Origin of the sequence: Gardnerella vaginalis 1500E, assembly GCF_000263595.1 — a bacterium.
Lineage (GTDB): Bacteria > Actinomycetota > Actinomycetes > Actinomycetales > Bifidobacteriaceae > Bifidobacterium > Bifidobacterium vaginale_E.
Map to the genome: position 1 here is coordinate 1 of NZ_ADES01000006.1, position 26,746 is coordinate 26,746.

Annotated in this window: 14 protein-coding genes, 1 pseudogene and 1 riboswitch; of the genes and pseudogenes, 1 reads left to right on the forward strand and 14 read right to left on the reverse strand. The window is 44.6% G+C overall.

The annotated features are described in order from the left end of the window. The 10 genes and pseudogenes from CGSMWGV1500E_RS06480 to CGSMWGV1500E_RS04150 form a co-directional block, all read right to left on the reverse strand. Nucleotides 1–816: pseudogene (locus tag CGSMWGV1500E_RS06480) on the reverse strand (zinc ribbon domain-containing protein); the annotation flags it as partial. 182 nt (nucleotides 817–998) lie between these two features. Further along, a complete protein-coding gene (locus CGSMWGV1500E_RS04190) occupies nucleotides 999–1,652 on the reverse strand; it encodes a peptide deformylase (RefSeq protein WP_004127356.1) in 654 nt (217 codons plus the stop codon). Nucleotides 1,653–1,829: 177 nt separating this feature from the next. Then, a complete protein-coding gene (gene glmM, locus CGSMWGV1500E_RS04185; RefSeq protein ID WP_004127359.1) occupies nucleotides 1,830–3,272 on the reverse strand; it encodes a phosphoglucosamine mutase in 1,443 nt (480 codons plus the stop codon). Nucleotides 3,273–3,560: 288 nt separating this feature from the next. Then, nucleotides 3,561–6,176, reverse strand: coding sequence for an aminopeptidase N (gene pepN, locus CGSMWGV1500E_RS04180; RefSeq protein WP_004127362.1), 2,616 nt, complete (start codon nucleotides 6,174–6,176; stop codon nucleotides 3,561–3,563). A 105-nt stretch (nucleotides 6,177–6,281) separates the two neighbouring features. Beyond that, a complete protein-coding gene (locus CGSMWGV1500E_RS04175; protein WP_032843424.1) occupies nucleotides 6,282–8,078 on the reverse strand; it encodes a ribonuclease J in 1,797 nt (598 codons plus the stop codon). Between the two features lie 194 nt (nucleotides 8,079–8,272). Further along, nucleotides 8,273–9,718: an MFS transporter gene (locus tag CGSMWGV1500E_RS04170; RefSeq protein ID WP_004127367.1), complete on the reverse strand. Its 1,446-nt coding sequence runs from the start codon at nucleotides 9,716–9,718 to the stop codon at nucleotides 8,273–8,275. A 108-nt stretch (nucleotides 9,719–9,826) separates the two neighbouring features. Further along, a complete protein-coding gene (locus CGSMWGV1500E_RS04165) occupies nucleotides 9,827–10,525 on the reverse strand; it encodes a GNAT family N-acetyltransferase (RefSeq protein ID WP_004127370.1) in 699 nt (232 codons plus the stop codon). Nucleotides 10,526–10,712: 187 nt separating this feature from the next. Next, nucleotides 10,713–14,996, reverse strand: a complete 4,284-nt coding sequence (locus tag CGSMWGV1500E_RS04160) for an ATP-dependent DNA helicase (RefSeq protein ID WP_004127372.1) — start codon at nucleotides 14,994–14,996, stop codon at nucleotides 10,713–10,715. Next, the gene (locus CGSMWGV1500E_RS04155) at nucleotides 14,993–19,639 is read right to left on the reverse strand and encodes a PD-(D/E)XK nuclease family protein (RefSeq protein ID WP_004127375.1); all 4,647 of its coding nucleotides are present in this window, start codon (nucleotides 19,637–19,639) and stop codon (nucleotides 14,993–14,995) included. The genes CGSMWGV1500E_RS04160 and CGSMWGV1500E_RS04155 overlap by 4 nt, the downstream gene beginning before the upstream one ends. A gap of 45 nt (nucleotides 19,640–19,684) precedes the next feature. Continuing rightward, the gene (locus CGSMWGV1500E_RS04150; RefSeq protein ID WP_004127378.1) at nucleotides 19,685–20,512 is read right to left on the reverse strand and encodes a hypothetical protein; all 828 of its coding nucleotides are present in this window, start codon (nucleotides 20,510–20,512) and stop codon (nucleotides 19,685–19,687) included. Between the two features lie 412 nt (nucleotides 20,513–20,924). Next, a riboswitch (TPP riboswitch) is annotated at nucleotides 20,925–21,034 on the forward strand. 133 nt (nucleotides 21,035–21,167) lie between these two features. Here CGSMWGV1500E_RS04150 and thiM point away from each other — a divergent pair. Continuing rightward, a complete protein-coding gene (thiM, locus tag CGSMWGV1500E_RS04145) occupies nucleotides 21,168–22,634 on the forward strand; it encodes a hydroxyethylthiazole kinase (RefSeq protein WP_419185103.1) in 1,467 nt (488 codons plus the stop codon). 47 nt (nucleotides 22,635–22,681) lie between these two features. Here the strand turns inward: thiM and CGSMWGV1500E_RS04140 are convergent, their stop codons facing one another. The 4 genes from CGSMWGV1500E_RS04140 to CGSMWGV1500E_RS04130 all read right to left on the reverse strand — a co-directional run bounded on the left by CGSMWGV1500E_RS04140 (nucleotide 22,682) and on the right by CGSMWGV1500E_RS04130 (nucleotide 26,709). Next, the gene (locus tag CGSMWGV1500E_RS04140; protein WP_004127381.1) at nucleotides 22,682–24,046 is read right to left on the reverse strand and encodes a PFL family protein; all 1,365 of its coding nucleotides are present in this window, start codon (nucleotides 24,044–24,046) and stop codon (nucleotides 22,682–22,684) included. 60 nt (nucleotides 24,047–24,106) lie between these two features. After that, nucleotides 24,107–24,433 (reverse strand): ACT domain-containing protein, encoded by a 327-nt coding sequence (locus tag CGSMWGV1500E_RS0106035; RefSeq protein WP_004127382.1) that lies wholly within the window; start codon nucleotides 24,431–24,433, stop codon nucleotides 24,107–24,109. Between the two features lie 105 nt (nucleotides 24,434–24,538). After that, entirely contained in the window at nucleotides 24,539–25,552 is a 1,014-nt protein-coding gene (locus tag CGSMWGV1500E_RS04135) for a ribose-phosphate diphosphokinase (RefSeq protein ID WP_004127383.1), read from the reverse strand. A 146-nt stretch (nucleotides 25,553–25,698) separates the two neighbouring features. Then, nucleotides 25,699–26,709: a ribokinase gene (locus tag CGSMWGV1500E_RS04130; RefSeq protein ID WP_004127384.1), complete on the reverse strand. Its 1,011-nt coding sequence runs from the start codon at nucleotides 26,707–26,709 to the stop codon at nucleotides 25,699–25,701. Between the last annotated feature and the right edge of the window lie 37 nt (nucleotides 26,710–26,746).

Here is a 26,746-nt window from a genome sequence, read left to right on the forward strand (position 1 = left end):
GCCAGGCATTGGTTGGCCAGGCATTGGCTGGCCAGGCATAGGTTGACCAGGACGGCCCTGCATTGGCTGACCTTGCATAGGCTGACCTTGCATCTGGACTGGTCGACCCTGCATAGGATTGCCTGGCATAGGATTTCCAGGTGCAGGCTGACCGTGCATAGGCTGGCCATGCATAGTCTGACCATGCATAGGCTGATTAATTTGTTGTTCGTTCGTTGGCTTAACATCCGCCTTAGCAGGCTCGCTTTGCTTAGCAGAATCTTCCGGCTTAGCAGAAACTTCTGGCTTCACATCTTCAACAGGCTTAGTTTCTACTGACTTAACTTCCTCAACCGGCTTATCAAGCTTATTTTCCGAAGCTTCAACCAAATTTTGCAAGTTAGAAGCAGACTCACTATTAGGTTGATTAAACTTCTGTGTTTGATCAACACTCATTGGATTAGGCTGAGTCGAAGCATGCATCGGACGCTGCACCGGAAACTGAGTAGTGTACTGAGCCTGAGCCTGCGCTTGCATATTTCCCATTGGAGCCTGATTAGGATGCTGATTAGGAGCCTGCATTGGCACATTCATATTCGCTTGCATCGGCATATTATTTGGCATATTCATAGGTGCGCGCATTGGCTGATTAGTTGGACGCATACCTTGAGGCATCTGTGCACCTTGTGGCATCTGCATGCCTGCACCTTGTGGCATCTGCATGCCTGCACCTTGCTGAGCTGGCGCACCTTGCGATGCCTCTAATTTATTACCGCATCCTTTGCAGAATTTTGCAGCATCAATATTTTGAGTACCGCATTTATTACATACTTTCACTCTTCAATCCTTCTTTAATAACGTAACAATCACGCGCGCATACCTTAAAAAGTAAAAACGCATACAAATATTCTATTACACTATTGCAATGAACAAACTTAATATCGCAAATAATTTTCTAAAATATAAAAAACGATATTCTAGCTACGACTATTACAAAAGAATAAAAGAATAAAAAATATTCAGATTGCAAAACCGAGCGTACGAGCGGCAGCTACTGGAACTGCTTCATCTGCCCAATAATCTTCAAGGTTCTCGTCGGTAGAAAGCGAACGCATTTCCGCACGATCAATATAAAGTTCGCCGCGAAGATGATCAGTTTCATGCTGGAAAATACGCGCAGGCCAACCGTGCAAACGCTCGGAATGTTGTTTGCCGTCCTCATCCTGCCAAGTTGCCTGAACGTCAAGCCAACGCTGACGAACAGCCTGATAGCCGGAAACACTTAAGCAGCCTTCGTAAAAACTGCGAGTTTGAGTACCAATAGGCTCATAATGCGGGTTAATAATAGCTCTAAACGGAAGCTCTGCAATGTCTCGAGGATCGTCTTCATCGTCACGAACATGATCTTCAATAACGGCAATCGCAAGACCTAAACCAATCTGCGGAGCAGCCAAACCAACACCCGGAGCTTCCAACATTGTGCTGTGCATAAGAGAGATAAGCTTAGTAAGAGTTGCACGTGTAAGCTGGCCGTCATACGCAACAGTACGCTGACGAAGAACCGGCTCACCAGCTTGCACAATCGGCAAAATACCGTCCTCTGTAGCGGAATCAAGCAAGCGCTCAACAGCGCGACTGAGCTTAGTATCGACACTTGCGTGATGCGTAAACATAGGACTCCTTTTCACCGTTTTAAGTAACGCGCACAGTAACGCGAAAATCTACAAAATTTACATGCCGCGAGCAGAATTTGAAAGCAGCACTAAAGATATAAGTGTATCAAAATTATTTGCGCACTGCTAGAGCCGAGTGGAATGTGAGCAAATAGCAAACGCAAAAAATAAGCAAACTTATAACTTCAGATTATCAACCACAACTTGAGCAAGACGAGCACAAACCTCATCTGCCTGAGTCTGAGTTGCAGCCTCGCACATAACGCGCACAAGCGGCTCGGTGCCACTAGGACGAAGAAGAACGCGACCTGTATCTCCAAGAAGTTTCGATTCTTTCTCCACCGCTGCAAGAACAGCAGCGTTAGTTTTGGAAGCCATTTTGTCTACATTTGGAACGTTTACAAGAGCTTGCGGAAGCTGAGGGAAGTCTGCAGCCATTTGCGAAAGTTTCTTGCCTGAACGCACAACTTCACGGCACAAAGTCAAAGCAGTAAGAGTACCATCGCCGGTAGTTGCAAATTCGCGATTAATAACATGACCAGACTGCTCACCGCCGAGTGAATAATCATGCTTAAGCATTTCTTCCAAAACGTAGCGATCACCGACGTTTGTTTGAACGGTTGCAATACCCATATCTTTAAGAGCAAGCTTTAAGCCAAGATTGCTCATTACTGTTACAACAAGCGTATCGTGATTCAGCTTACCTTCAGCCTGCTTTGCGCGCGCAAGAATTCCCATAATCTGATCACCATTAACCATATTGCCGTTCTCGTCAACAGCTAAACAACGGTCGGCATCACCATCGAAAGCAACACCCAAATCAGCCTTTGAAGCTTTAACCATAGCCTGTAACTGCTCTGGATGAGTCGAACCTGCATGATCGTTAATATTGTAGCCGTCAGGAGATGCATTAATAACAACAACTTCTGCACCAGCGCGACGAAGAGCCTCAGGAGCTACAACAGAAGTAGCACCATTTGCACAATCTGCCACAACACGCAAACCTGCAAGCGGCTTTGGGCGCGTAGTAGAAGAGTCGCTCAGAGGTGCAACAGCAGAAACTAAATGATCAATATACAAGTTAGTAGCTGTAGTAGTGTCATGGCTGACTCGACCAACACCAGCACCTATTGGGCGCTCCCAATCTTGACCAAGAACAGCCTCAATCTCATCTTCCTTGCTATCTGGAAGCTTAAAACCGCCGCGCGCAAAGAATTTAATACCATTATCTGGCATAGGATTATGCGACGCGGAAATAACCGCACCCATTTCAACGTTTAGCACGGAAGTTAAGAACGCAACTCCAGGAGTTGGGATAATTCCTGCATCAATAACATCAAAACCGCCAGCGCTCATGCCAGCAGCGAGAGCAGAAGCTAGAAAATCTCCGGAAACGCGGGTATCTCTACCAATAAGAGCGCGACGACGAGCGTGAGTTGAGTGAGAACCGTTAACTAAGGATGCATCTTCCTCAGCAGACGAGGTAGATGCAGCAGATGAAGCAGCGCTTTTATCTCCCAAAACGCGCACTGCAGCGTCACCTAAATCCAACGCAAGTTGCGCTGTTAAATCGCGATTTGCCAATCCACGCACGCCATCCGTACCAAACATTCTTGGCATAATAAAGCCTCTTTCGCAAAAATCACTTCATCCTGCGCGCAAGCAAACAACATTGCATACTAGCGCGTCACACACTGCTTGCAATCTTACTCGTAGCATTACATGACGCGCTATAAAAAAATTTCACCGCGCATAGTTGGTAAACAAATGCCAGGAAATTACACGGCAAATGTTTCCCAAATCCGCCAAAACGACAACAAACGCCAGGAAAAATACACGGCATTTGTGGTCAAAAACAGACAAAGCTACAACATTTGCCGGAAAAATCTCCGGCAAATGTTTCAGAATTTAGCGCAAGGAAGCGTTGTAGTGCTGCACCTTAAGAGTACGGCGAGAAGAATCAAGGCTTCCGAGCACCATGCGACGCAAAGCCTGATCCGCATTCTTATGCTCCTCAAGCCACTTTTCACCATGGTCAACCAGCTCGTCTACATCTGCATAATTTGGATACAAGCCTTCAATCAAAGCCTCAGCCATATGGAATGTGCGGTTCTTCCAAATCCACTCAACTTCCGCAAAGTAGCGCTCAACATAAGGCTTAACCAAATCGCCTTTAGCTGTGCTTGCAAATCCAGCAACCACAGCGCCCATTTGCATATTAGTCAAATCGAGATTGCGCAAAGCCTGTTCAAAAGCCCAATCCTTAGCTTCTGCAGTTGAGCGAGCCGCACGAGCCTGATATGCATACTCGCGATTCTCAGTCGTGTCGCGCTTTTGAAGTTCCGCGTCAATTCCAGCTTCATCCAAGGCATTTACGCCTGCGAGCGCAATAAGAATGCTCCAACGCAAGTCGTTGTCGATTTCCAAGCCTTCTAGATTCACGGAACCGTCAAGCAATCCGTTAGCTACGCGCACGAACTCAGCATCTCCAACTTCGCCGTATCCAAGATAAGCCTTGAGTAACTGGAACTGTTCATCCGAGCCAGCATTAGCCGCCAAAGCCAACTGCCAGAGTTCGTGAGCAACATGCTTTGCAACTTGCGCTTGACGCTCTGGAACAACGTAGTGGCTTGCAGTAACCTTTACTTGACCAAGAGCATAGCGGAAAGTAGTTGATTCGCGCTCAGTTGCCAAAGCCTTAAGACTAAGTTCCACAAAGCGTTCTGCTGGGAATTGCGCGTCGCGAGTCATATCCCACAATGCGAGCCAAATAAGCGAGCGCGTCAAAGAATCCTTAAAACGATAAAGATTTTCTGCAGCAAACTCAAGAGACTTTGCGTCAAATCGCAGCTTTGTGTACGTTAAATCGTCGTCGTTTACAAGAATAAGCGCTGGCATTTGCAATCCGCGCGCTTCCGCAACTTCCGTCACTTCACCGTCAACGTCAAGTTCGATTCGCTTTGTGCGCTTAATTTCGCCAGTTGCTTCGTCTACATTGTAGAAACCAACAGCCAAACGATGCGCGCGAAGAACAGGGTGCTCAGCTGGTGCGCTCTGGCGCAAACGCAAAGAAGCAATAGTGCCGTCACCAGCTTCTTCAACTTCAGTAGAAATCGTGTTAATTCCAGCTTTTTCAAGCCACTGAGCACTCCAAGCCTTAAGATCGCGTCCGCTTGTAAGCTCTAACTCGTGCAACAAATCAGCCAAAGTTGCGTTGCTATAAGCGTGCTTGCTTAAATAATTGTGGATTCCTTCAAAGAACTTTTCGCGACCAACATACGCCACAAGCTGCTTTAATACAGAAGCACCCTTTGCGTAAGTAATGCCGTCAAAGTTGACGGAGGTGTCGTTCAAATCGTTGATTGGAGCCACGATTGGGTGCGTTGTTGGAAGCTGATCCTGATTAAGCGCCCAGCTTTTTTCGCCGGAATTAAACGTGCTCCAAGCGTCGTGCCATTCGGTTGCTTCAGCCGTTGCAAGCGTAGACGTAAACTCAGCAAAAGACTCGTTAAGCCAAAGATCGTTCCACCACTTCATAGTTACGTAATCGCCGAACCACATGTGTGCAAGCTCGTGTAAAACTGTTACAACGCGGCGCTCAGCATAAGCGTCCGTAACTTTGGATTCAAACACGTACTGGTCTCGAATGGTAACCATACCAATGTTTTCCATAGCTCCAGCGTTGTATTCTGGCACGTAAATCTGATCGTACTTTGCGTACGGATACGGCACGCCCCAAGTCTTAGCGTAGAAAGCAAAGCCTTTCTTCGTAATATCGAACAAGTAGTCAACGTCTTTTGCAAAAGCGTCTTTAAGTGCTTGACGGCAGTACATTGCCATTGGAACTACGCGGCCATCTTCATTGTTGTAAGATGTATGCCACTCGGCGTAAGGCCCTGCGCAAATAGCAGTTAAGTAAGAGCTCATTTTTGGAGTTAACTCAAACACCCAGCGCTTCATGCCTTCTACTGCACCGTTTTCCAAAGTACCGGCTTCGGTTTGGCGGCCTTCTAACGCTGCTTCGCTTTTAACTGGCATATTGGAAGTTACAATCCAGCTTTCTGGAGCATCCACACTAAAGTCAAAAACAGCCTTCAAATCTGGCTGATCAAACACTGCGTAAACGCGGCGAGCGTCTGGAACCTCAAACTGTGTGTAAAGGTAAACGTTTCCGTCGGAAGGATCAACGCTTCTGTGCAAACCCTCACCCGTGTTGGAATACTGGCAGTTTGCCACCACTTCTACGGTATTATGCTCAAGCAAATTTGCAAGCTCAATTCGACTGTCTGCAAAAACTTTAGAAACGTCAAGAGCAGTACCGTTTAACACCACGGATTCAACGCTGTTTGCAATCAAATCGAGGAAGCTTGTACTACCAGCTTTAGCATCAAACTCAATCTTTGTGTGCGACTTAAAATCGCGGCCACCCTTGCCTAAATCGAGCGCAACATCGTAATGAATTGGCATTTGGATTGCGTCGAAGCGTTCCGCAGCTTCTACACGAGTAAGATTTGCTCCTGGCATATTTTGTACCTTCCTTATATTTTTCTTATTTTTGATTATATTTACGATTATTTTCAGCTATTTACGAATAATTGCGAATATTTTCTTTATTTTTGATATTTTTGATTATATTTGATTATTTTCTGCAATATCCGCAACTACCGGCACAAGCATTGGCTTCCTGTGCAAAGCGCGAGCAACCCAACTACCCAAAGTGCGTCGCATAATCTGCTGCAACTTATGAGTATCATGCTCACCACGCATCATCGCATCCTGCAACTGCTCAACAATCTGGTGACGAACCTTCTCAAAATCAGCCTCGTCTTCAGCAACAGCGTTCAAGAAGATCTTCGGCCCAGAAACAACGTCAGCGTGCTCTGTATCAACTACAACAAAACTCGAAACAAAGCCTTCTGTGCCCAAAATCCTGCGCTTTTCAAGCTCTTCATCAGTAAGCTCACCAACAGAATCGCCATCAACATAAACGTATCCGCATGGAACAGAACCAACAACAGCTGCATTTCCGTGGTACAGGTCCACAACATCGCCATCTTCTGCCAAAACAACGTTCTTTGGATCAACGCCAGTTTTTACAGCAATCAATCCGTTTGCAACCAAGTGACGATGCTCACCGTGAATTGGCATAGCGCACTTTGGTTTCACAATGTTGTACAAGTACAAAAGTTCGCCTTCGTTGCAGTGACCAGACACGTGAATTGCAGCGTTATCTTTGTTAATTACGCGCGCACCCAGCTGCACAAGCTTGTTAATAACCTTATAAACTTCGTGCTCATTTCCCGGAATAAGCGAACTTGCAAGAATAACAGTGTCAAACTCATTAACAGTAATATCTCGGTGATTCCCGTCCGCAATACGCCCAAGAGCTGCCATTGGCTCTCCTTGAGAACCGGTGCACATGTAAACAAGCTTGTCGTCTTGAACATCCTTAGCCTGCTTTAAGTCCACAACCGTATTTTCAGGAATATGCAAGTAACCGAGGTCTGCTGCAATAGACATATTGCGAACCATAGAGCGGCCAACGAACACAACTTTTCTGCCAAACTTGTGAGCTGCATCAACCACTTGCTGCACGCGATGCACGTGACTTGAGAAGCTAGCAACAATAATCTTGCGCGCAGCTTCAGCAAAAGCACGATCCAAAGCCGGACCAATCGAAGTTTCAGGCTTCACAAATCCAGGAACTTCAGCGTTTGTAGAATCAGCCATAAGTAAATCTATGCCTTGCTCACCTAAACGCCCGAACTCAACTAAATCAGTAATGCGATGGTCAAGAGGAAGTTGATCAAGCTTAATATCACCAGTATCAATAAGCGTTCCGGCTGGAGTTTTTACACAAACAGCAAGAGCATCCGGAATGGAGTGAGTCACCGTAATAAACTCAAGATTAAACGGACCTACTTTCATCTTATCGCGGCCTTCAACGCGAGTAAGTTTCGGCTCAATATGATGCTCTTGGCACTTCGCTTCCACAAAGGCAAGAGTAAGCTTAGAGCCAATCAGCGGAATATCCGGTCGCATCTTAAGAAGATACGGTACGCCACCAATATGATCTTCGTGACCGTGCGTCAAAACTAAAGCTTCAACCTTATCAAGTCGATCTTGAATATAGTGGAAATCAGGCAAAATCAAATCAACGCCCGGCTGCTCTTCTTCAGGAAATAGCACACCGCAATCAATAAGAAGTATGTGGCCGTTGTATTCAACTACGTTCATATTTCGGCCGATTTCACCCAAACCGCCTAGCGGAACGATTCGCATTGAACCTTTGCGATATTTTGGTGGAGCAATAAGCGCTCCTTCACGCTGATCGTTCACTACAGGAGGCAGCGCATTTGCATTGCGACGCGAGGAATTACCCTTTTCTTTGCGGGTTTCTGTATTCTTTTTTAATTCAGTTGTCATATTCATCTCACTACATCTTGCGCTATTGCGCACTTCTTTCTAGTGTACCGTTAGGACTCAACTCAGATTTTGCTTCTAAAACGACCTAAACTACTCACAACTGAGTCGTTTAGGTCGAATTTTCTTGCGTAGGCGACATAAACTACTCACGAATGAGTCGTTTAGGTCGGAATTTGGCGTAAATGCGACATAAACTACTCACACTTGCGCAGTTTATGTCGTTTAAGCACAACCACAATAAACCAACCAAACGCGGCTATAGGAATTGCAACCAGCGTAGAAATCCACGGAACCATCATTCCGCCGTGCGAATCCCATGCGTCAATTGCAGTACCGGCCGCCATCGACCCAAGAGATGCTCCTACCGCAGAAGCTGTCGGCAGCCACGAAAGACCTTCCGTAAGCGATTCTTCAGGTACAGTCGCCTTCACAATAAGATTTCCAGTTGCAAAAATTGGCGATACGCAAAGCCCAGAAAGCACTTCAAAAACGCTCATAAGCATAAGCCTGTCAATATTCAAGCTCATAAGCACGTAACCAATAGTCAGCACCGTCAAAAATACAATAAGATGCGACCAGTTAGATCCGCGGAATTTGTGCGATCCAAAAATTATTGCACCCACAAGAGATCCGCACGCAAAAAGTGCAAGCTGCATGCCAATAAAATGCTCAAGACCTTGCGATTTCATTGCAGCCGTCACTGACACGTCAAACGCGCTAAAGCTCATGTTGAACACAATAAACATAAGCACAAGAGGAATAATTCCACGGTATAAAAGCACGTTTTTACCGCTCTTTTTTGCATGATGATTATGCAATTGTTTAAGACTGAATTTGTCAATAAACTTGCGCTTAGAATTTTGTTTTTGCGATTCTGATTCAGATGCAGAGATTTCGCTTTCTTTTTGAGATGCGATCATAACGTCTACATCTCCGGCTGCAGCCGTTGGCACTTCCACGATTTTAATTACTGCCGGCTGAGTATTTTTTAACGAAAAGAACCATGCTCCACCCAACCCGCTCGCTAAAACTGGCACAAATAATTGCGAAACCGGATGCACAGAAGTAGCCAGCCATGCGGCCAAAATAGGGCCTAGAATAAACACAATTTCATCAATTCCAGACTCAAGCGCATACGCAACATTTAGCAGCGAATCGTCATCTTCCGCACGCAGAGTGTAAGCCCAGCGCGTACGCACTAACGCTCCAAAAGCAAATTGCGTCACGCCCATCGCAATCGCAAGAACAAAAAGCAGCGCTAGCGGAACTCTAAACAATGCCGCAAACGCAAACGAAATCATTGCAATAACCTGTGCACTAAGCGCAATAACACCAACTTTTCGCTGACCAAATCTGTCAAAAAGTTTTGCATAAACTGGCGTTACTGCAGCCTGCGCAAGAACGTAGGATGCGGCCATTGCTCCAGCTACAGTCCAATTGTTATACAAATGGTTTAATGCCAAAACAATTCCCAAACCAATCATTGACATTGGCAAGCGCGCAATTGCCCCCGAAATGCAAAACGCTTTAGCGCCGCTCAATGAAAAAAGTCTAGAATATTTAGAAATTATTGAGGATTTCCCCATGTCTTCTTTAGACTTTGCTTTTTCTTTAGACTTTGCTGCCGCTTTAAACGACATAAATTTTATTACTCCTTTTTAATTACCCAACTGTTACTTTTACATTCACAAATAAATTCGCAAATAAACTTACAAATAAACTTACGAATAAGCTTCTCGAAGTTACGTTTACGCTCTAGTTTGAGATCTAGCGGTTGCCATTTTTGCACGCTTTGAACGAATCATTGGCTCACCAGAGTAAATGTACAAGTCATCTACCAAAGATTTCATATTCTTCGCCTCTAGCATATGATCCTCGCGCTTCCAAGAAGCATCTTTTCTAAGCCCGTGATAATCGTAAAAACTCACGTCACAAGCTGAATCTGTGTGCAAATAGTAGCGATTTACACCGTTATTTCTAAGCAAATGCATTGTATGCTTCCACAATCCTCCGCCAACACCGTGCCCGCGAGCATCTGGAGATACAAGGAAAAGCTCCAATTCTGCTTGAGTTAAATTATTAATATGCGATTTTGCTTCAAGTTTTGTTTCCAAAGCGCGCATGCCATGAGCTTCTTCTAAAGCGAGATGGTAATTTTTGTCTGCATTAGCTTTCATAGCAGAATCCTGCTCTAAAAGCATTTGGCTTACTTCTGGGAACAAAACTGGAGCGTCAAAAACGCGCGCCAAAAGCAATCCCATAAACTTTCCGTCGAGTTGTGCAATAGTACCGTGAGTTGAAGGCTTCAAATAGTGCAATACGCAGCGGCGAGAAAGACTTAATGAGGCATCTTCCCCAACTTGTTGCGAAATACCCCAGGTACGTTCGTATTCTTTTACGATTGCGTCAATATCGCTAAGTTTTACAGGACGGAACTCTACGTTCATAATTCTGATTCTTCCTTACTTCATACTCAAATCGATGTTGTGCGTATGCCCGCCCACACACACTGCACGAGGAATCTGCACGTTTTCGAAGTGATGCACGATGCGTTTCAATCGCGGCGCAAAATCTGGCACAGCAAACAAAAATTGCAGCAAATAAATTGCGGCAAAATGATTGCAATAGCAACATTTATGCGTCATCATCATCGAGGGAAATTAACGTGCCAGAGTGTAACTCGGCAAGGATTTCATCTTTTGTTTTTGCTTCGGCATGAATTTCACGTTGTTTTTCATCCGATACGTTCACATAATAAAGGGTGGCATCGATAGCCTCGAGTGGAGCGTTCGTCATAAGCGAAAGAAGCAGACGATACCAGTCAAGCTGACCGAGTTTTAACGCAATATCTTGCGGATCAGTTGGCTTACGACCAGTTTTCCAATCAACTACTGTATACAATTTACTTGAATCTTCTGGATCTAAACCACCTGCAAAGATTGCGTCAATTTTGCCATTAATAATTTGATCGCCTAATTCTGGCACGTGTGCAACAATCGGCTGCTCTGCTGCTATAGGTCGACGATAAGCCCATTTTGAAGTAGCTAAACGTTTTTCCCATATTAATAATTTGTGTTCAGCTGATTTTTCGACTTGCGCAGTTTTTTCGTCTTGCGCAGTTTTTTCGATTTTCGCAAGTTTTTCAGAAATATTTTCAACAACATCATATTGAGTGGAATTTTTATTCAAGCAACCCGCATTTACAAACTGTTCCGCCCAAGCATGGAATCTCGTACCCAAATCAGATGCAGGAGAAGCCGTCCGCGGAATAGGGCGAATAATTGCCATCCACTCGCTTCGCAAACGTTTAGCTTCCTTCGTTTCGAAAGAATTGTTATTTTCATCAGCATTTTTATTAAATATTGCCCTGCGCTGCACAGCCGTAACATTTACATTTTCAACTTTTGAAAGCTGATCCGCCCTATTTTTAAGCGCAACCGTATTGTGATACCAATCAATTTTCGGCATCAAATCTGCATCCTGCAACAAAGCTTTTGCCCTAGAAAGTAGCGAATTTTCGTCAGACTTGTCATTTTCGTAAGCCTTGTCAATTGCACTAATCTCAGCAATTTCAGAATATTCAGCAGACTTATTAAGCGCATTTCGCACATATTCACTCGACGCACTCGGCCAAGCTAATAGCTGTTTGTTGTTTTCGTTAGGGATTTCGCTAGGCTCACTAAATAATTCAGCAAACTTAGAAGCAGATTCGCCAACAGCATAGCCAACTTCATCTAAATCAACTTTTACTTCGGCAACAGATCCGCAAGATTCTTGCATTTCTTTAAATACTTCATTCCAAAAAACAGAAGGCTTTTTTGAGCGCGAAGATGAAGTATTGGAAGCAGAACCAGCAGCGTTTGCTGCACCATTTTCACTATCTTCCCCATTAACATCCGCCGTCATAGCACTAGACTGACTGCACGTAAGCAAAGCCGCAAATTTCGCTCGCGTCAACGCCACATACATAAGATGCCTCTCATCAACATGCAAAGCTCGCCCACGCTCCTCTACTTGCGAAAGAGGAAGAGTTCCGGTTTTCATTGCAGCATCGTAAATTTGACGCGCTTCTACAGGAATTGCTCCTTCTGGGACATCTTCACGCTCGTAGAATTTTTCGGCTAAATCAAGCATTGCTTGCGCGCGAGAACCGTAGATTTCCGCATCGATTTTTTCAACGGTTTCCATATTTCTCAAGGATTCTTGCGGATTCATACTAACGCTCAAATCTGCGTTGTGAGGAAATCGCGGCAAAATATCCGCATCGACTCTAATTGGCACAGGCACTTTTGATGCGATTTCAAGAGTTGCGTACGCGCTTTCAAAATACACGCCATCCTGATTGGTTTGCTTTACGCGCAAACCATCTCCCTGACTACTTGGGAAAGCACCTTCGCTAAGACCCACTATTGCAACAGCAGGCCATTCCAAACCCTTCGACTGGTGAATTGTCATCAAAACCACGTCTGCAGGCTCGTCAACTGAAGCAGGTTGATCGTCAATTTTGTCAATATTTTGAATCCAAGAAATAAATCCGCGCAAAGTAGGCTGCGTAAAATCACTCATTTCTTGCAAATATGCGTCAGCAAGCGAATAAATTGCGTCAAGTGTGCTGTGCATATCGTTAAGAAGCGTTGAATTACTTGAATTGTCGTTCATAAGCGCACGCGAAACAGCCACATCAATATCAATATTTAACGCTTCAACAGCAGTACGAACAACATCATGCAAACTTCCAGATTGAGCACGTTCCACAGCGTCAAGAACTTTGCCTGCGCGAAGAATTGCTGCATTTGCTTTACTACTCAGCTTATTTTTAAGATGATTAAGCGTGTCTTTCGTAGAATTTTTTGCAAATACAGTAGAGTTAAACGCTTCAAGCAGCACATCCGCAATAAACACTCCGCCGTGAACACTATTAGTTTGAGCGCCTTTAGACTGCTGTTCGCGCACAAGCTTCGCCCAAGATGCGCGCGGAGCTTTAGAATCCACTAAACCTGCTTGAGCCAAAGCGTTGAAAACATACTCAACGTTTTCATCGGTTGCAGCATTAGCTAAAGCCTCTAAATCGTCAGTACTAAGCGCAAATCGAGGTGTGGCAAGAAGTCGCATTAGCGCGGAAGTATTCGTGTGATCTGCAACAGCAGAAAGAAGAGCAAGAACGTCTTTTACTTCCGGTTTTTCAAGAAGAGCGGAATATCCAACAGTTAAAGTGCGCAAACCTGCTTTTTGCAAAGCTTCTTCATACATTGCAATATTGGTTTTGCTGCGAAATAGCACAGCTGCTCTCGCTTGTAAGCCAGAAGCTAGAATATTGTCGTTTTGCGCTAAAGCATTTTGTTTTACATATTTTACGAATCGCACAACTGCTTCAATTTCTTGATATTGCGTAGGCATATTTAGCACGCTAACGCTGCCTTGCGGAGCATTTTCAAGATATTGAAGATTTTTGACTTCTACTTCCGAAGCCAACGAACTGCTTTTGCGAAGAGACGGCACACGCAAAGGTTTTGTAATAGCGTTTGCCGCCTGCAAAATAAGCTTAGAATTTCGCCGCGTTTGAGTAAGAGAAAACTCGCTTGATTGGTCAATATTAAGCGCTTGCTGAAGTTTTCTAAAAGCACCCGAGCTTGCTCCTCTAAATGAGTAAATTGCTTGAAAAGGATCTCCAACTGCAGCAATATGTGTTTGCTGATGCGCTAAAGAATTGCCAGCAGAAGTATTCTCGCTATTCTCGCTCTCACTACTATCGCTACTATCCCTATTATCTTCGCTTGCGACTCTTGCATTATGGAACAGAGTTGCAATAAGCATTGCCTGCGTTGTGGAAGTATCTTGATACTCGTCTAACAAAACTTGACTGTACTGCCTTCGATATTGCGCTGCAATAGAAGGAAAATGCGTTACCAAACGGTATGCAGCAATCGTAAAATCGCTAAATTGCGCCATATTTGCGCTACGCTTTGCAGAATCAAAAGATAGAACTAAGTCGAGCAAAGCAGCACGCTTTTTAGCGGCTTCAAATAATTTATTACAAGAATCGTAACACGTATTTTTTAGCGTAATATTTAGGTATTCAACGTATTCTTTTCCGTAATTTTCGCATTTTTTGAAATATTTTTCGTCTGATTCTGTTTTTGCGCGACGCAATTTAACAGCGCTCGGCTTTTTTGCAACAATCGTAGTAGTTTCGGCCGCACTCAGCGCTTTTTGCAAATGTTCAATCCACGCATTATTCCACTTTTGAATTTTTAAAACAGCTGAAGAAGTACTGTCTAAAGACTCACCCCTACTATTTAGACCAATCATCGAGCAGGAAATATCTGCAGCGAGCGCAAGAACGTCGTCAACCAAAGCATCAAACTTATACAATTTAACAATTTCCGGATGCTTATCAACATACTCGTTTACTAGAGGCTTAATTAGTTCGCGCGCTCCAGCGTCGCTAAGAGGCTGAGTATTGTGATCAAAACCAACTAGCAAACCATATTGGCGCACAATTGACTGAAAGAATGCGTCGTAAGTCATTACTTCTGGCTTCAAAAATGCGTTTGAAGAACTTAAAGAATTTGAAGATGACGCACTCGTACCAAAGCTTTGTTTGCTTACGTTTGCATGTTGACTTACGGCTTGCGCAACTCTTGCCAACAATTCCGACGCAGCTTTATTCGTAAACGTAAGTCCTAAAATGCTTTCTGGAGCAACGCCGCGGTCAATAAGATCAATAACGCGACGCGTCATAGTATATGTTTTTCCACTGCCAGCTCCAGCAACAATAATCATATTCTTGTTTGCGGGCGCTGTAATTGCTACAGACTGTTCTGCACTATCCGTATTTTTGCGAGGAGATTTTGTGCGAACGGCATCTTCGCGAAGAGCTTTTTCGCACAAAGTTTTGTTATTAATTTCATCAATCATGATTTACGCACCTCGTATACGGTATCTATGCGGCCTGCGCAAGCTGGGCAGACTTGTTTTGCACGGCAATATTTCAAATGCTGCGAAGTTGGATGCGCAATAATTTGCTTAGATCGAACTGCAGCAGCCGCGTAGAAAACGCGCGAAATCATAGTAAGAGACCATTTTGCAGTTTCACTTAAACACCGGAATGACTGCCAAGCTTGATCGCTTACATTATTTGGGCATGTTTTCATAATTTCTTCCAACTGCGGGCAATCCAGCAATCTTGCCATATTTTTGAATCCAGCTCGACTTTCAAGCGGCTTATTGTTCAAAGCGTCAGCAATGCAAAGAGGCGGTTGATATAAGTTTTCTGCAACACTGTGGTCTTGAGCCGGATAATCGTTGTCAACTACATGGAATAGCACACTTCTTGCAATTGTTGGCGCATTAGAGGCGGAAATAAGTGGATTTTCGTCTGCAAAAAGCAAAGCAAGCTGATAGCAAACTAACTGCAAATCATTAAAAACTCCTGTTGAAGGAGGAACTTTTCCGGTTTTATAGTCAAGTAAGCGAATATTTTCTGAACCGTCCGCATTTTTTCGCTTTTCAAGTCGATCAATTCTGCCGTGAATATGCAATTGCAAATCTTCGCACGCACCATCCGGCCAACCGCCTACCAATGCTCCCATCAACTCGTAACAGTCGCGAACAGAAACGGTTTGCAAATTTGCAGCTTTAAAAGTATTGTTCAACACGCGCGCAATGTCATCAAAACCAAAATGAGCGCTTGTTGGCATCTCACAGCAGGCTTCTAAAAGACTTCCAATGCTACTTTCTAAAGATTTTTCGCTTGGCGTAAGAGATTCAACAACGCCATCATCTGACTTTTTTGCGTCAAAATCGTAAGTTTCCTGACTAAAAGATGTAACGAAATATTGTGCAATCGTATGAAGAGCACGACTTATATTAGATTGCCTAGAAAGCGCAGAATACCGCTCTTTTGCATCTCGAATATCAGCAAGTTCAGGAGCAATACTTTCGTAATACTCCTCCATGCGATTTGCGATTTCGTTTATTCGGCTCACTTGAGCGCAATACTGAGAATACTGGGAATACTGGGAATCATCTACAGAAACTTCTTTAGATTCAACTTCCTTAACAGGCGATTCTTCAAGCACAGTGTCCATAAAATCGTAGTGCTTATTTTCACTAGCCCACCTTGCAGTTTCGTGAATTAACGTACCAAAATACGTTGCAGCACTTCCTGGCTGAGGACCTGCAAGTTGACGATTCAGTAATCCACACACTGGGCAAGCCCATAAACTGTCTACAGCAGAAGGAGACAAGCTCACCACAGTACTGTTAGTTTTAGTAGAAATATTTTCCGCAGAAGAATTTTCTGTAATTTCGCTCATAAAATCCCATTGACTACAATCAGCGCAATCAACTCCAGAGTCTCGCAATAATCGCAATGCTTTAGCAGCGTCTAAAACTCCGCTATTTTCATTCGCATTATCGCAATTATTCTTACCGGCAGCATCTCGCACAAGTTTTGCACGCGCGGCACAAACCAATCCGCGAACATCCATATCTAAGCCTGCGAAAGGAATTTTAAAATCGGTAAAAGGCGTGCGTGAATTTTCGTTATTGTAGTAGCGTTCAGGCAAATAATAGTAAAGAAAATCGCTTGGTACAGCACTATCGCTGTACTGCGCGCTAATATACAAACTTTCAGTGGCACGAGTAAGAGATAGCAAAAAGCTACGCTGCTCACCAGCAAAAACCGCGGATTTATCGTTTGCTGCAAGAAGATTTGCAGATACAAATAAATGTGAATTAGATAATTTATTAGCGTCATTCACATTAAACTGCTGACTCATAGCTCTCTGCTTGGAATCCAACATAATACTTGCCAAACTTTCCGCACCAAACATTGTGCTGCGCGAAGCAAGATTTGGCCACACGCGCTGCTGTAAAGTTGGCATCCAAACAAGCGACCAATGCTTTCCTGCAGCACCTGCAGGAGTTGTAAGCGTTACAGCATCTGGCACAGGAGCTACTCGAGCTAGAGAATCTGCCTCAATTTCCATGCCACGAACCTGCGCTATAAAATCGCTAATATCAGCTGGAAGTGCAGAATTTTCGTCGTCAAAATCTAATGAAACGCTGCTATTTTGCAAATCTGCTTCAAAACCGTAACTTTTCTCATCGCTGTACGAAGAAACGTAGTCAAAAAGACGCATTGCAGCATCAAGTCGATCGTTTGCCCTATAGCCTTCACGATTGTGCTGCAAAGCCATGCGCTGCCAACGTTCAGCAACATTGCAAACATTCCACGCTTCACCAAGAGCATATTTAGCGTTGAGCAAATCTGGGCGAGACACAAACCGCAAAGCCAAAGTCTGCACATTTTTCCAGATTTTTACAAAGGCTGCAACATGAGGATTTCGAGGAGCCATATTTTGCAAAATACTTAGCACTGTTGAATCAGACTGCTGGGAATCAGTATTGCATGCTACATCTGCAAAACAAAGAATATAGCACGCCTCTAGCGAAAGAGCACTCATATCTTCATTAATATCGTCATCTAAATTGATAACTAAATTAACATTAGAATCACCATTGGTGTTGTTATTAGAGGCGTTATTTAGATTACTCCTAAATTCATCCCACGAATCCTTAAGCTTTCTCAAAGGAATATTTTGATTACTAAGCGAATTATTTTCGTCTTTTTGCTCATCTAAAACCGCGGAAAGAGAAGCCAAAGATCGCATAAGCGACTCAACATTTTTAAGCTGCGAAGGAGTTTCAAACTCTAAATCACCATAAGAATGATTGTTATAGTCGCGAGTGGCATAGTCTCGAGTGGAATAGTCGCGAGTGTTACGAACTATTGATGCAAGAGGACTTTCCATAATGCACTTAACGCGAGATTGCATCCAAAATGCTATATTTTTTAAACTTTTGCCGCGCTGAATTTTATACGAAATACAAGATACAAGATTCCCAGAAATGCAACGTTGAGCAAACTGAGCAAGCTCAATAAGCGCAAACAATCCTTGCACGAATGGCTCGTCCTTTAACGGTCGAGTTACCAGCGAGTAACGCACTGGAACACCATCCGCGCGAAGCTGCTCACCAAAAAGACGAACAGTGGAATTATCGTGCGCAATAAGCGCCATATCACTCCACTTGCGACGATTTTTTACATGAGCGTGCTTCATTTGCCAAATAACAGAATCTAATTCTTCACGCTGTGAACGATATAATGCTGTGCGAACAGTGTCGTCTGAGTTGAGATTAGAATTTTTAGGTGGTTCTATAGGCTCAATCGGTAAAGCCCCTGCAAATTTTGGCATTTTCCAAGGGCGATTTGGAAGCGCAACAGCAGTACTTAACTGTGAAGTCAAGGAAAGAGAAACGCGAGCAGCAAGCAAATCACGCATTGAAGGCGCTGGAATCTGATTTGAAGAAGAATCGGAAGTTACCGCAGAAGAAACAGAAAAATCGGAAGAAATCGCATATTCCAGAGTTTGCTCAGCTGCATTAAACACACGCAAAGCAACCGAAATCGCATAATCAGGGTACGCTCCTCTAAATGTCTGCACCGACTCGTCAGGATTGGCAATCAAAACCAAACGCGTACCGAGATTACTCAAAGTTTCCACAAAACTCAAACCGGCAAGAGTAATATCCTGATAATCATCAACAACAAGAAGATCTGGGATTTCTGAAGAATTCGAATTAGACGATTCACCAAGCAAGCGAGCAGCTTTCGAACCTTCAACCAAAAGCTCAGAAGCATCCAAACGGAACGACCCTTTATAAGTGTCTGCAAGCATTTTGCGATACTCAGATCTAAGCGCAAAAACAAGACGCCACTGCGTACTGCGACGGTTAACCAGCAAAGAAGTTGGCAAAATATTTTCAGATTCTGCGGTAGATTTTGCAAAATCAAGCGAATCTAAAACAGACTGTTCGTCGGAAGAATCGTTGATTCCAAGCTCATCCAAACGCGCAAGCATATCTCTAAGCTGATGCATAAATGCGTTGCTAGTTTCAACACTACTATCTTCGTCGTTTCCTGTTTCCACATTGCTATTTTCAACGCTGCTAGTTTCAACACTGACGCTTGAGTCTTTAGAATTTAGCGAAGCATCATAATCATTTCCAACGCCAGTTAAAGGAGAAACCCAAAGCGGAGTCTCGAAATAATCCTGAAAAAGCTGGCAAACATCGCAATCACCATTGTCTCCCCTAAAAACATGCTCAATATGCTCGCGAACAACTTTGCGAAGAAGAGCATCCTGCTCAGCGCCATTAAGAAGCTTAGGATTAGGCTTATGCTGCAACTTACAATTAGCTGAAATAATACGAAAAGCAAGCGATTCCAACGTTCCAACCGGACGCGACTGCTCACTTACTCCAATAGAACGAATAATAATATTGTCAATACTTGCAGCCAAATTTCTGTTTTGCACTGCCATTGCTGTTATGCTATGAGGCCAACGCTGGCATCCCGCAATTGTTGCACGCACAGCAAACTGCGTTTTTCCAGTATTTGGAGCGCCATAAACCAGCAGCGTACTGGTCAAATTCCCAGCACAATTGCGTAACGTGCCATCAAATAGCGCTTGTAATGCAGAATCCTCACACATACGCTCAATTCTACCAATTGGGCAATAGTGGTGCGCAAGTTTTAACTAATTTTGCAAAACAGCTCGAGCGCGCGCATCTTTCAACGCAAGAAATACGCGACCTACACCAATAAAAATAAGCGTAAACACAATAAGCAAATAAGCAACTCCAACACCTAAAGTAGTGGCGTTAAAAGTCTGAGGAGCAAAACCAAACCAGCCTGCAGGAGCACCATAATTAAGGAAATTGTAAGGCGCACGCATTGCGTGAACGCCCCAACGCACACCCGCAAACTCACTAAGAATTGCAGCATAAGCAACATAAGACAAAGGCGGAATCGTAGCAAAATAAATGTGTGCACTGGTTGAACGGAAACGATAGTCAAAAAGTATAAAATCTACGATTGCAAGAAGCGGCGCAATTGCGTGGACACAAAGACTGCTGCAACCGTTGCTCATATACGCACCAACAAAACCTAGCTTATTCGTAGGAGCTAAGAAGCAAAGATAAAGCGTAAATGTGACCGCAATGGCGATTGTCATCATGAATTTAAAAACGTACCAAGCATTGGATTTTGAATCAAACCAAACCGCTAATGACGCTTGAGAATCGGAAGAAGTGTCATATTCTGCAGAATTAGTAGCGCAACTGCGAGCGCGCATAAAAGCTGTAGTATCTAGCACAAGAGAGCCAGCCAAAGCTACACAAATCATAAGATTAGAAAGATTTGTAAAGTAAGTAAAAGTCATAAGACCTTGCAACGAAGCTGCCATTCCGTAAACGGACGCGATTATTGCGATTGCTCGAATTGCTGTGCGCGTGGCGTATTCACGCACATCGAGAGGATTTGCAGCGGCTGTGGTTTGCTGCTCTAGAATGGAATTGTTTGCCATGTTAACTCGCTTTCGTAACGTATGTCGATTAGGTAATGCTTATAAACTACTTACTTACCATATTTATGTTTACACTACCGGAAGGCGAAAATCTGTAGAAAAAGTTGCAAAAATACGGCGCGATTTTTGTAGATACGTGCAATCACTACGCGAACGCAGCGCGACGACTGCGCCAATAACAAAAAACGCGTCTATCCGTTACTAATGCAGCGCGCCAACTGCACCAGTAACGAAAAAACGACGTTATACGTTACTAACGCAGCGCGCCAACTGCAGGAGTAACGAAAAAACGACGTTATACGTTACTAATGCAGAACGCCAACTGCAGGAGTAACGAAAAAACGGTATTGAGCATTACTAATGCAGAACGCCAACTGCGACGTCACTAAGTAGTATGCGAACGATATAGTCGAACTATGGTTCGGAGTGCGCAATCGCCGCAAAATCGCGGGCGGCGCTGAGATTACATCCGTAGGACCTGATCTAGATAGTGCTAGCGAAGGGAAACATTATGACAATAAATAACACTGCAGAAGCAAACAACAGCTCGCAATCAAACTGCGCAAACGAAACAAAAAACTGCGCATCTACTACTAATCCAGCTGCAACATCTGCAAAAGTAGACACACTATTTTCCGTGCGTGCGCGACGCCGAATGTTCCTTAACGACGTTCGCCAATGCATCGAACGCGTACGCGCACAGCAGCCTCTTACACACTGCATAACGAACGTAATCGTACAAGACATAACCGCAAACGCACTGCTTGCCGCAGGCGCCTCGCCAATTATGGTCACAGATCCGGAAGAAGCTCACGCACTCGCACAAATCGCCTCCGGCGTGCTAATAAACGTAGGCACGTTCCATCAGCCAGAAACTTCCGAGTACATGCGCGCAGCTGTTGAAGGATGCGAAAAAGCCGATACCCCATGGGTGCTTGATCCGGTTGGCATTGGCGTGCCAGCACTTGCTCCACGCACGCGCTTTATTCACGAAATTATCAAGCACCACCCTACTGTAATTCGCGCAAACGCTTCCGAAATCATGGCACTTGCAGGCAAAGAAAGTAACGGAAAAGGCGTAGATTCTCACGATAACGTAAACGATGCGCTTCAAGCCGCTCGCGAGATAGCTAAAAAATACGGATCAGTAGTGGCTATTTCCGGCGAAAAAGATGCGATTTACGGCCACGGATGTTTAGCCCGCGTAACAGGCGGTAACAAAGCTATGACCAAAGTTGTTGGCACGGGGTGCGCTTTAGGAGCGCTTGTTGCAGCGTACGTTGGTGCAAATCCGGAACGTCCGCTCGCAGCAACTGTTGCAGCGCACGTGCATGCAGCAGCTGCTGGAACTTGGGCAGCTCGCCAAACCACAGCTCCCGGAACTTTCCGCACGCTGTGGATGGACGCGCTTTCCACTCTTAGCGTAAACGACATGTTTAGTTTGACAAATATTGAGTTCACTGTTGAGCCTGTGGATTGGACACTGTATTTGGTAACGGATCCACGCATGGGAAATCGTCCGGAAGAAGAAGTGGCTGTGGAGTCGGTTGAAGGCGGAGTTACAGTTGTGCAATTGCGCGATAAATATTCCGACGATGATGAGATTTCAGCAAAGGCGAAAAAGTTGCGTCATGCGCTTATTGATTCCGGTCACGGAGACGTGCCTGTTTTTATTGATGATCATGTTGATTGCGCGGCTCATCTTGGTTTCAACTTGCACGTTGGGCAAAAAGATACTCCGTTCGTTGAGGCGCGAAAGTCGATGCCGGCTGAGTGGATGGTTGGTCTTTCTTGCGCTAGACCGGATTTGATGGAGAAAGCTTACCTAGAGTGCAAAGAAAACGACGTTCCACTGCCAGATGTGATTGGAATTGGTGCCGCTTTTGAAACACATACGAAAGCTCATGACGTGCCTCCACTGGGAGTTGATGGAGTGAACGAAGTTGCGAAAGTTGCGCACTCTATGGGCGTAAAAACATTAGCAATTGGCGGAATACACGAGAACACAGTGTTCCCTATTCGCGGTCTTGAGCTTGACGGAGTTTGCACTGTATCGGCGCTTATGTGCGCTGAGGATGCTGGAAAAGTAGCGCGCGAGCTTAAAAGCGTGATTACTAAATAATTACTTAGTTATTACTTAGTGATTACTCAGTGACTACTGAGTAATCACTAATTCTTAAAGCTGTGCACTGGAGCCGGAATACGCCCGCCTCGCGTTACGAAAGCTTCGCAACTGGTCTGATTCACCGGAATAATAGGCGCATACCCCATTAAACCGCCGAAGTTCGCCATCTCGCCCACGCCCTTACCAACTACCGGAATAATGCGCACTGCAGTAGTTTTCTGATTAATCATTCCGATTGCGGATTCGTCAGCAATCATTCCAGAAATAGTAGCTGCGGACGTTTCTCCCGGAATAGCAATCATGTCAAGACCAACCGAGCACACGCAAGTCATTGCCTCAAGCTTTTCAATAGTCAAGCAGCCAGACTTTGCAGCAGCAATCATATTCGCATCTTCTGAAACAGGTATAAACGCTCCAGAAAGACCACCAACGTAGCTGCTGGCCATAATTCCGCCCTTCTTCACCTGATCGTTCAGCATTGCAAGCGCAGCAGTTGTGCCAGGAGCCCCAACCTGATCCAAACCAATCTTTTCAAGCACTTCACCAACTGAATCTCCAACTGCAGGCGTTGGTGCAAGCGACAAATCAATAATTCCAAACGGCACTCCAAGCCTACGAGAAGCCTCTTGTGCAACCAATTGCCCCACTCGCGTAATCTTAAAGGCAGTACGCTTAATCGTTTCGCACAAGAAAGCAAAGTCTTTTCCTCTAGCAGCATCGAGTGCACTAGAAACAACGCCAGGGCCAGACACACCAACGTTAATCACAGCATCACCTTCAGTAACACCGTGGAAGCCTCCTGCCATAAACGGATTATCGTCAGGAGCGTTGCAAAAAGCCACAAATTTAACACATCCGTAAGAATCTTTGTTAGCAGTCGCCTCGGCAATCTTTTTAATCGTGCGACCAAGCAACTCTACGCAATCCATGTCGATTCCAGTGCGCGTTGAGCCAACATTCACAGACGAGCACACAATTTCCGTCTCGCTTAAGGCTTGCGGAAGAGACTCAATAAGCATGCGGTCAGCTGCGGTCATCGACTTAGCAGGAAGAGCGGAATATCCGCCGATTAAATCAACTCCAACTGCGTGCGCTGCCCTGTCTAGCGCGTGCGCAATTTGCACAAAATCTTCAGGCTTTTTGCAAGACGACGCTCCAACAAGCGAAATCGGAGTTACGGTAATTCTCTTATTTACGATTGGAATGCCGTAATCGTGCGAAATATCGTTGCCAGTTTTTACGAGATTTTTTGCAAGACGCGTGATTTTTTCTTCAACATTGCGGCACACATCTTGCAAATTTTCGCAAGCGCAATCAAGCAGGTTAATTCCCATTGTGATTGTACGAACATCGAGCTGTTCTTGCTCAATCATCGAATTAGTTTCGCTTACTTCCATCAGGTTGAGCATGGCGTACTTCCTTACATTTACTTAGATTGCTACGAGTTTGCTACGAGTTTGCTACGAATTTTAGATTCTGTGCATTGCGGTGAAAATATTGCTACGCTGGCAGCGAATACGCACGCCGATTTCGTTACCGAGCGCTTCCAATCCGTCCGCAAACTCACCAAATTCACAGTCCATAGTCGCCACATCAACAATCATCATCATATTGAAGAATCCGTCAACAATAGTCTGAGAAATATTCAAAATATTGACGTTATGATTAGCCGCATGCGAAGTTACTTTTGCAATAATACCAACGGTATCGCAGCCAACAACTGTAATAATCGCCTTAGAAGCGTCGCATTTAGAAAGCGATTCCTGATTTTGTGCAATTGTAGTATTGGCGACCATATTTGCCTCCTGCTGTATTGCTGTGTGTATTTATTGCTGTGTTAATTTATTGCTGTGTTAATTTATTACTGTGTTAATTTTGCATTAGCTTTTCACTAATTATTTTCATGCGTAAATATTATGCTGCTTCATATCTTCCGGCAGCGCATTTCTAAGTGACACAAGCGATCCGGAACGGAATACGGAACGAATGCCAGCAGCAAGAAGAGGAGCAATCGAAAGAACCGTCATATTTTTAAGACGCTTTTCTTCCGGCACAGGAACGGTATCCGTCACAATAATTTCGCGCGCGCCCGCATCTTTCAAACGCTCAACAGCAGGACCGGAAAGCAAAGCATGAGTTGCAACCAACGTCACAGACTTAGCGCCCTCCTCGCGCAAAGTGCGTACAGCTTCACAAATCGTGCCAGCAGTATCAATCATGTCGTCAACAACAATGCAGTCACGCCCCTGAATATCACCGATAATTCCATGAGCTTCAGCATGATTTGGACGAGTAATATCGCGCGTTTTATGAATAAAAGCAAGAGGCAAATTGCCAAGTTTTGCAGCCCACTGTTCAGAAACTTTAATTCGCCCAGCATCAGGAGAAACAATAGTTGCGTTGTCGAGCTTCATAGAATTACGCACATAATCAATAAGCACAGGCATAGCAGTCAAATGATCAACCGGACCGTCAAAGAAACCCTGCTCCTGAGTTGCATGCATGTCAACCGTCAAAATTCTAGTAGCGCCGGCAGCACGGAATAAATCAAACATAAGTCGCGCTGTAATAGGCTCACGACCCTGATGCTTTTTATCCTGACGTGAATATCCAAAGAATGGCGCAACCACGTTAATACTGCGAGCAGAAGCGCGACGCAAGGAATCAACCATAAGCAGCTGTTCCATAATCCAATTGTTAATAGGATTCGTATGCGCTTGAAGCACAAACACATCCGCTCCACGAACAGGCTGAGTAAAACGCACATACATTTCGCCGTTCGCAAAATCGTAGGCAGTAGTCTCAAGCACATCAATACCAAGATATTTTGCAGTTTCCTCAGCAAGTTCCGGATACGCACGACCGGTAACAAGCATCATCTGCTTTTTTGGATTGCCTTCAAGAATTGTTGACATGATTGCCTTCCCGTTTGCAAACTTGCATGTACAGTGACAGAGTCGCTTTTTATTTTAGCAGGTAACGCGCCGGATTAGACACAGCCGGTGATTTACACATAAATTACGCAAATAATTATTTAATAATTACTTAATAATTACTTAAATTACTTAGAAAAATACGCGCGAATTTCGTCTGCAGTTCCGTAAGAAGCCTGAGCGCCAAAGCGAGTTGCAGCATACGCAGAAACATAGGATGCTAAAGCTGCCGCGTCTGGCAATGACATTGAAGCAGCCAAACCAGCCAAAATTGTACCCATAAACGCATCTCCGCAACCGGTAGTGTCTTGAGCATTAACACGCTGTGCAGCAATACGGCAAACAGGATCTTCCTCAGCATACTGCAAAACAACAGAACCATCGCCGCCTAAAGTCACAACAGCCTCATCAAAACCAAAGTTGTGCATAACTTCAGCAGCATGATTCCAATCAAAACCATCCCAATTGCCATCTTCTGGCTCGTCAATATTAAGCAATTGAGCCATCTCATGCTCGTTTACAAGCAAAATGTCGGCAGCATCAATCAAATCCTTCGGCAAAGTAGGCACAAAAGGAGAATTATTGAGCAAAACTTTTACACCAGCATCATGCGCAATTTTCGCCGCCGCTGTAACAGTTTCCATCGGGCTTTCCAAGCAGAGACCAAGCACCCGAGCGCTAGTCAAAGCACTTTTAACAGACTCAATATACGCAACCGTAACGTGCGCATTAGAACCAGGCGCGTAAACAATCGTATTTTCGCCGCCCTGAGCATCAACTGTAATAACCGTTGCACCGCTAGGAGTGTTGTCGACGCGCAAAATATTAGTGGTGTCAACACCAGCATTGTTCAAAGAATTAAGCAAAAAGTCGGCGTTTTGGTCGCTGCCAACAGCACCAAACATGCGCACGTGCGCGCCAATTTTTGCCGCCGAAACAGCCTGATTTCCAGACTTTCCTCCAGGAAGAACCTTCAATTCGCCACCATTAACTGTTTCGCCTGGTTTTGGAAGACGGTCGGCAACAATCGTGTAGTCGGCGTTCATTGAGCCAACCACTGCAATAGCAGAGTTGGCACAGTCAGCAGCCTTCACTTTTTCTAATACATCCAGCGAGTCTAAAGTATCGTGGTAGCGCATCAAAATTCCTTTCTTTGTTTGATTTTTATTTTATAAC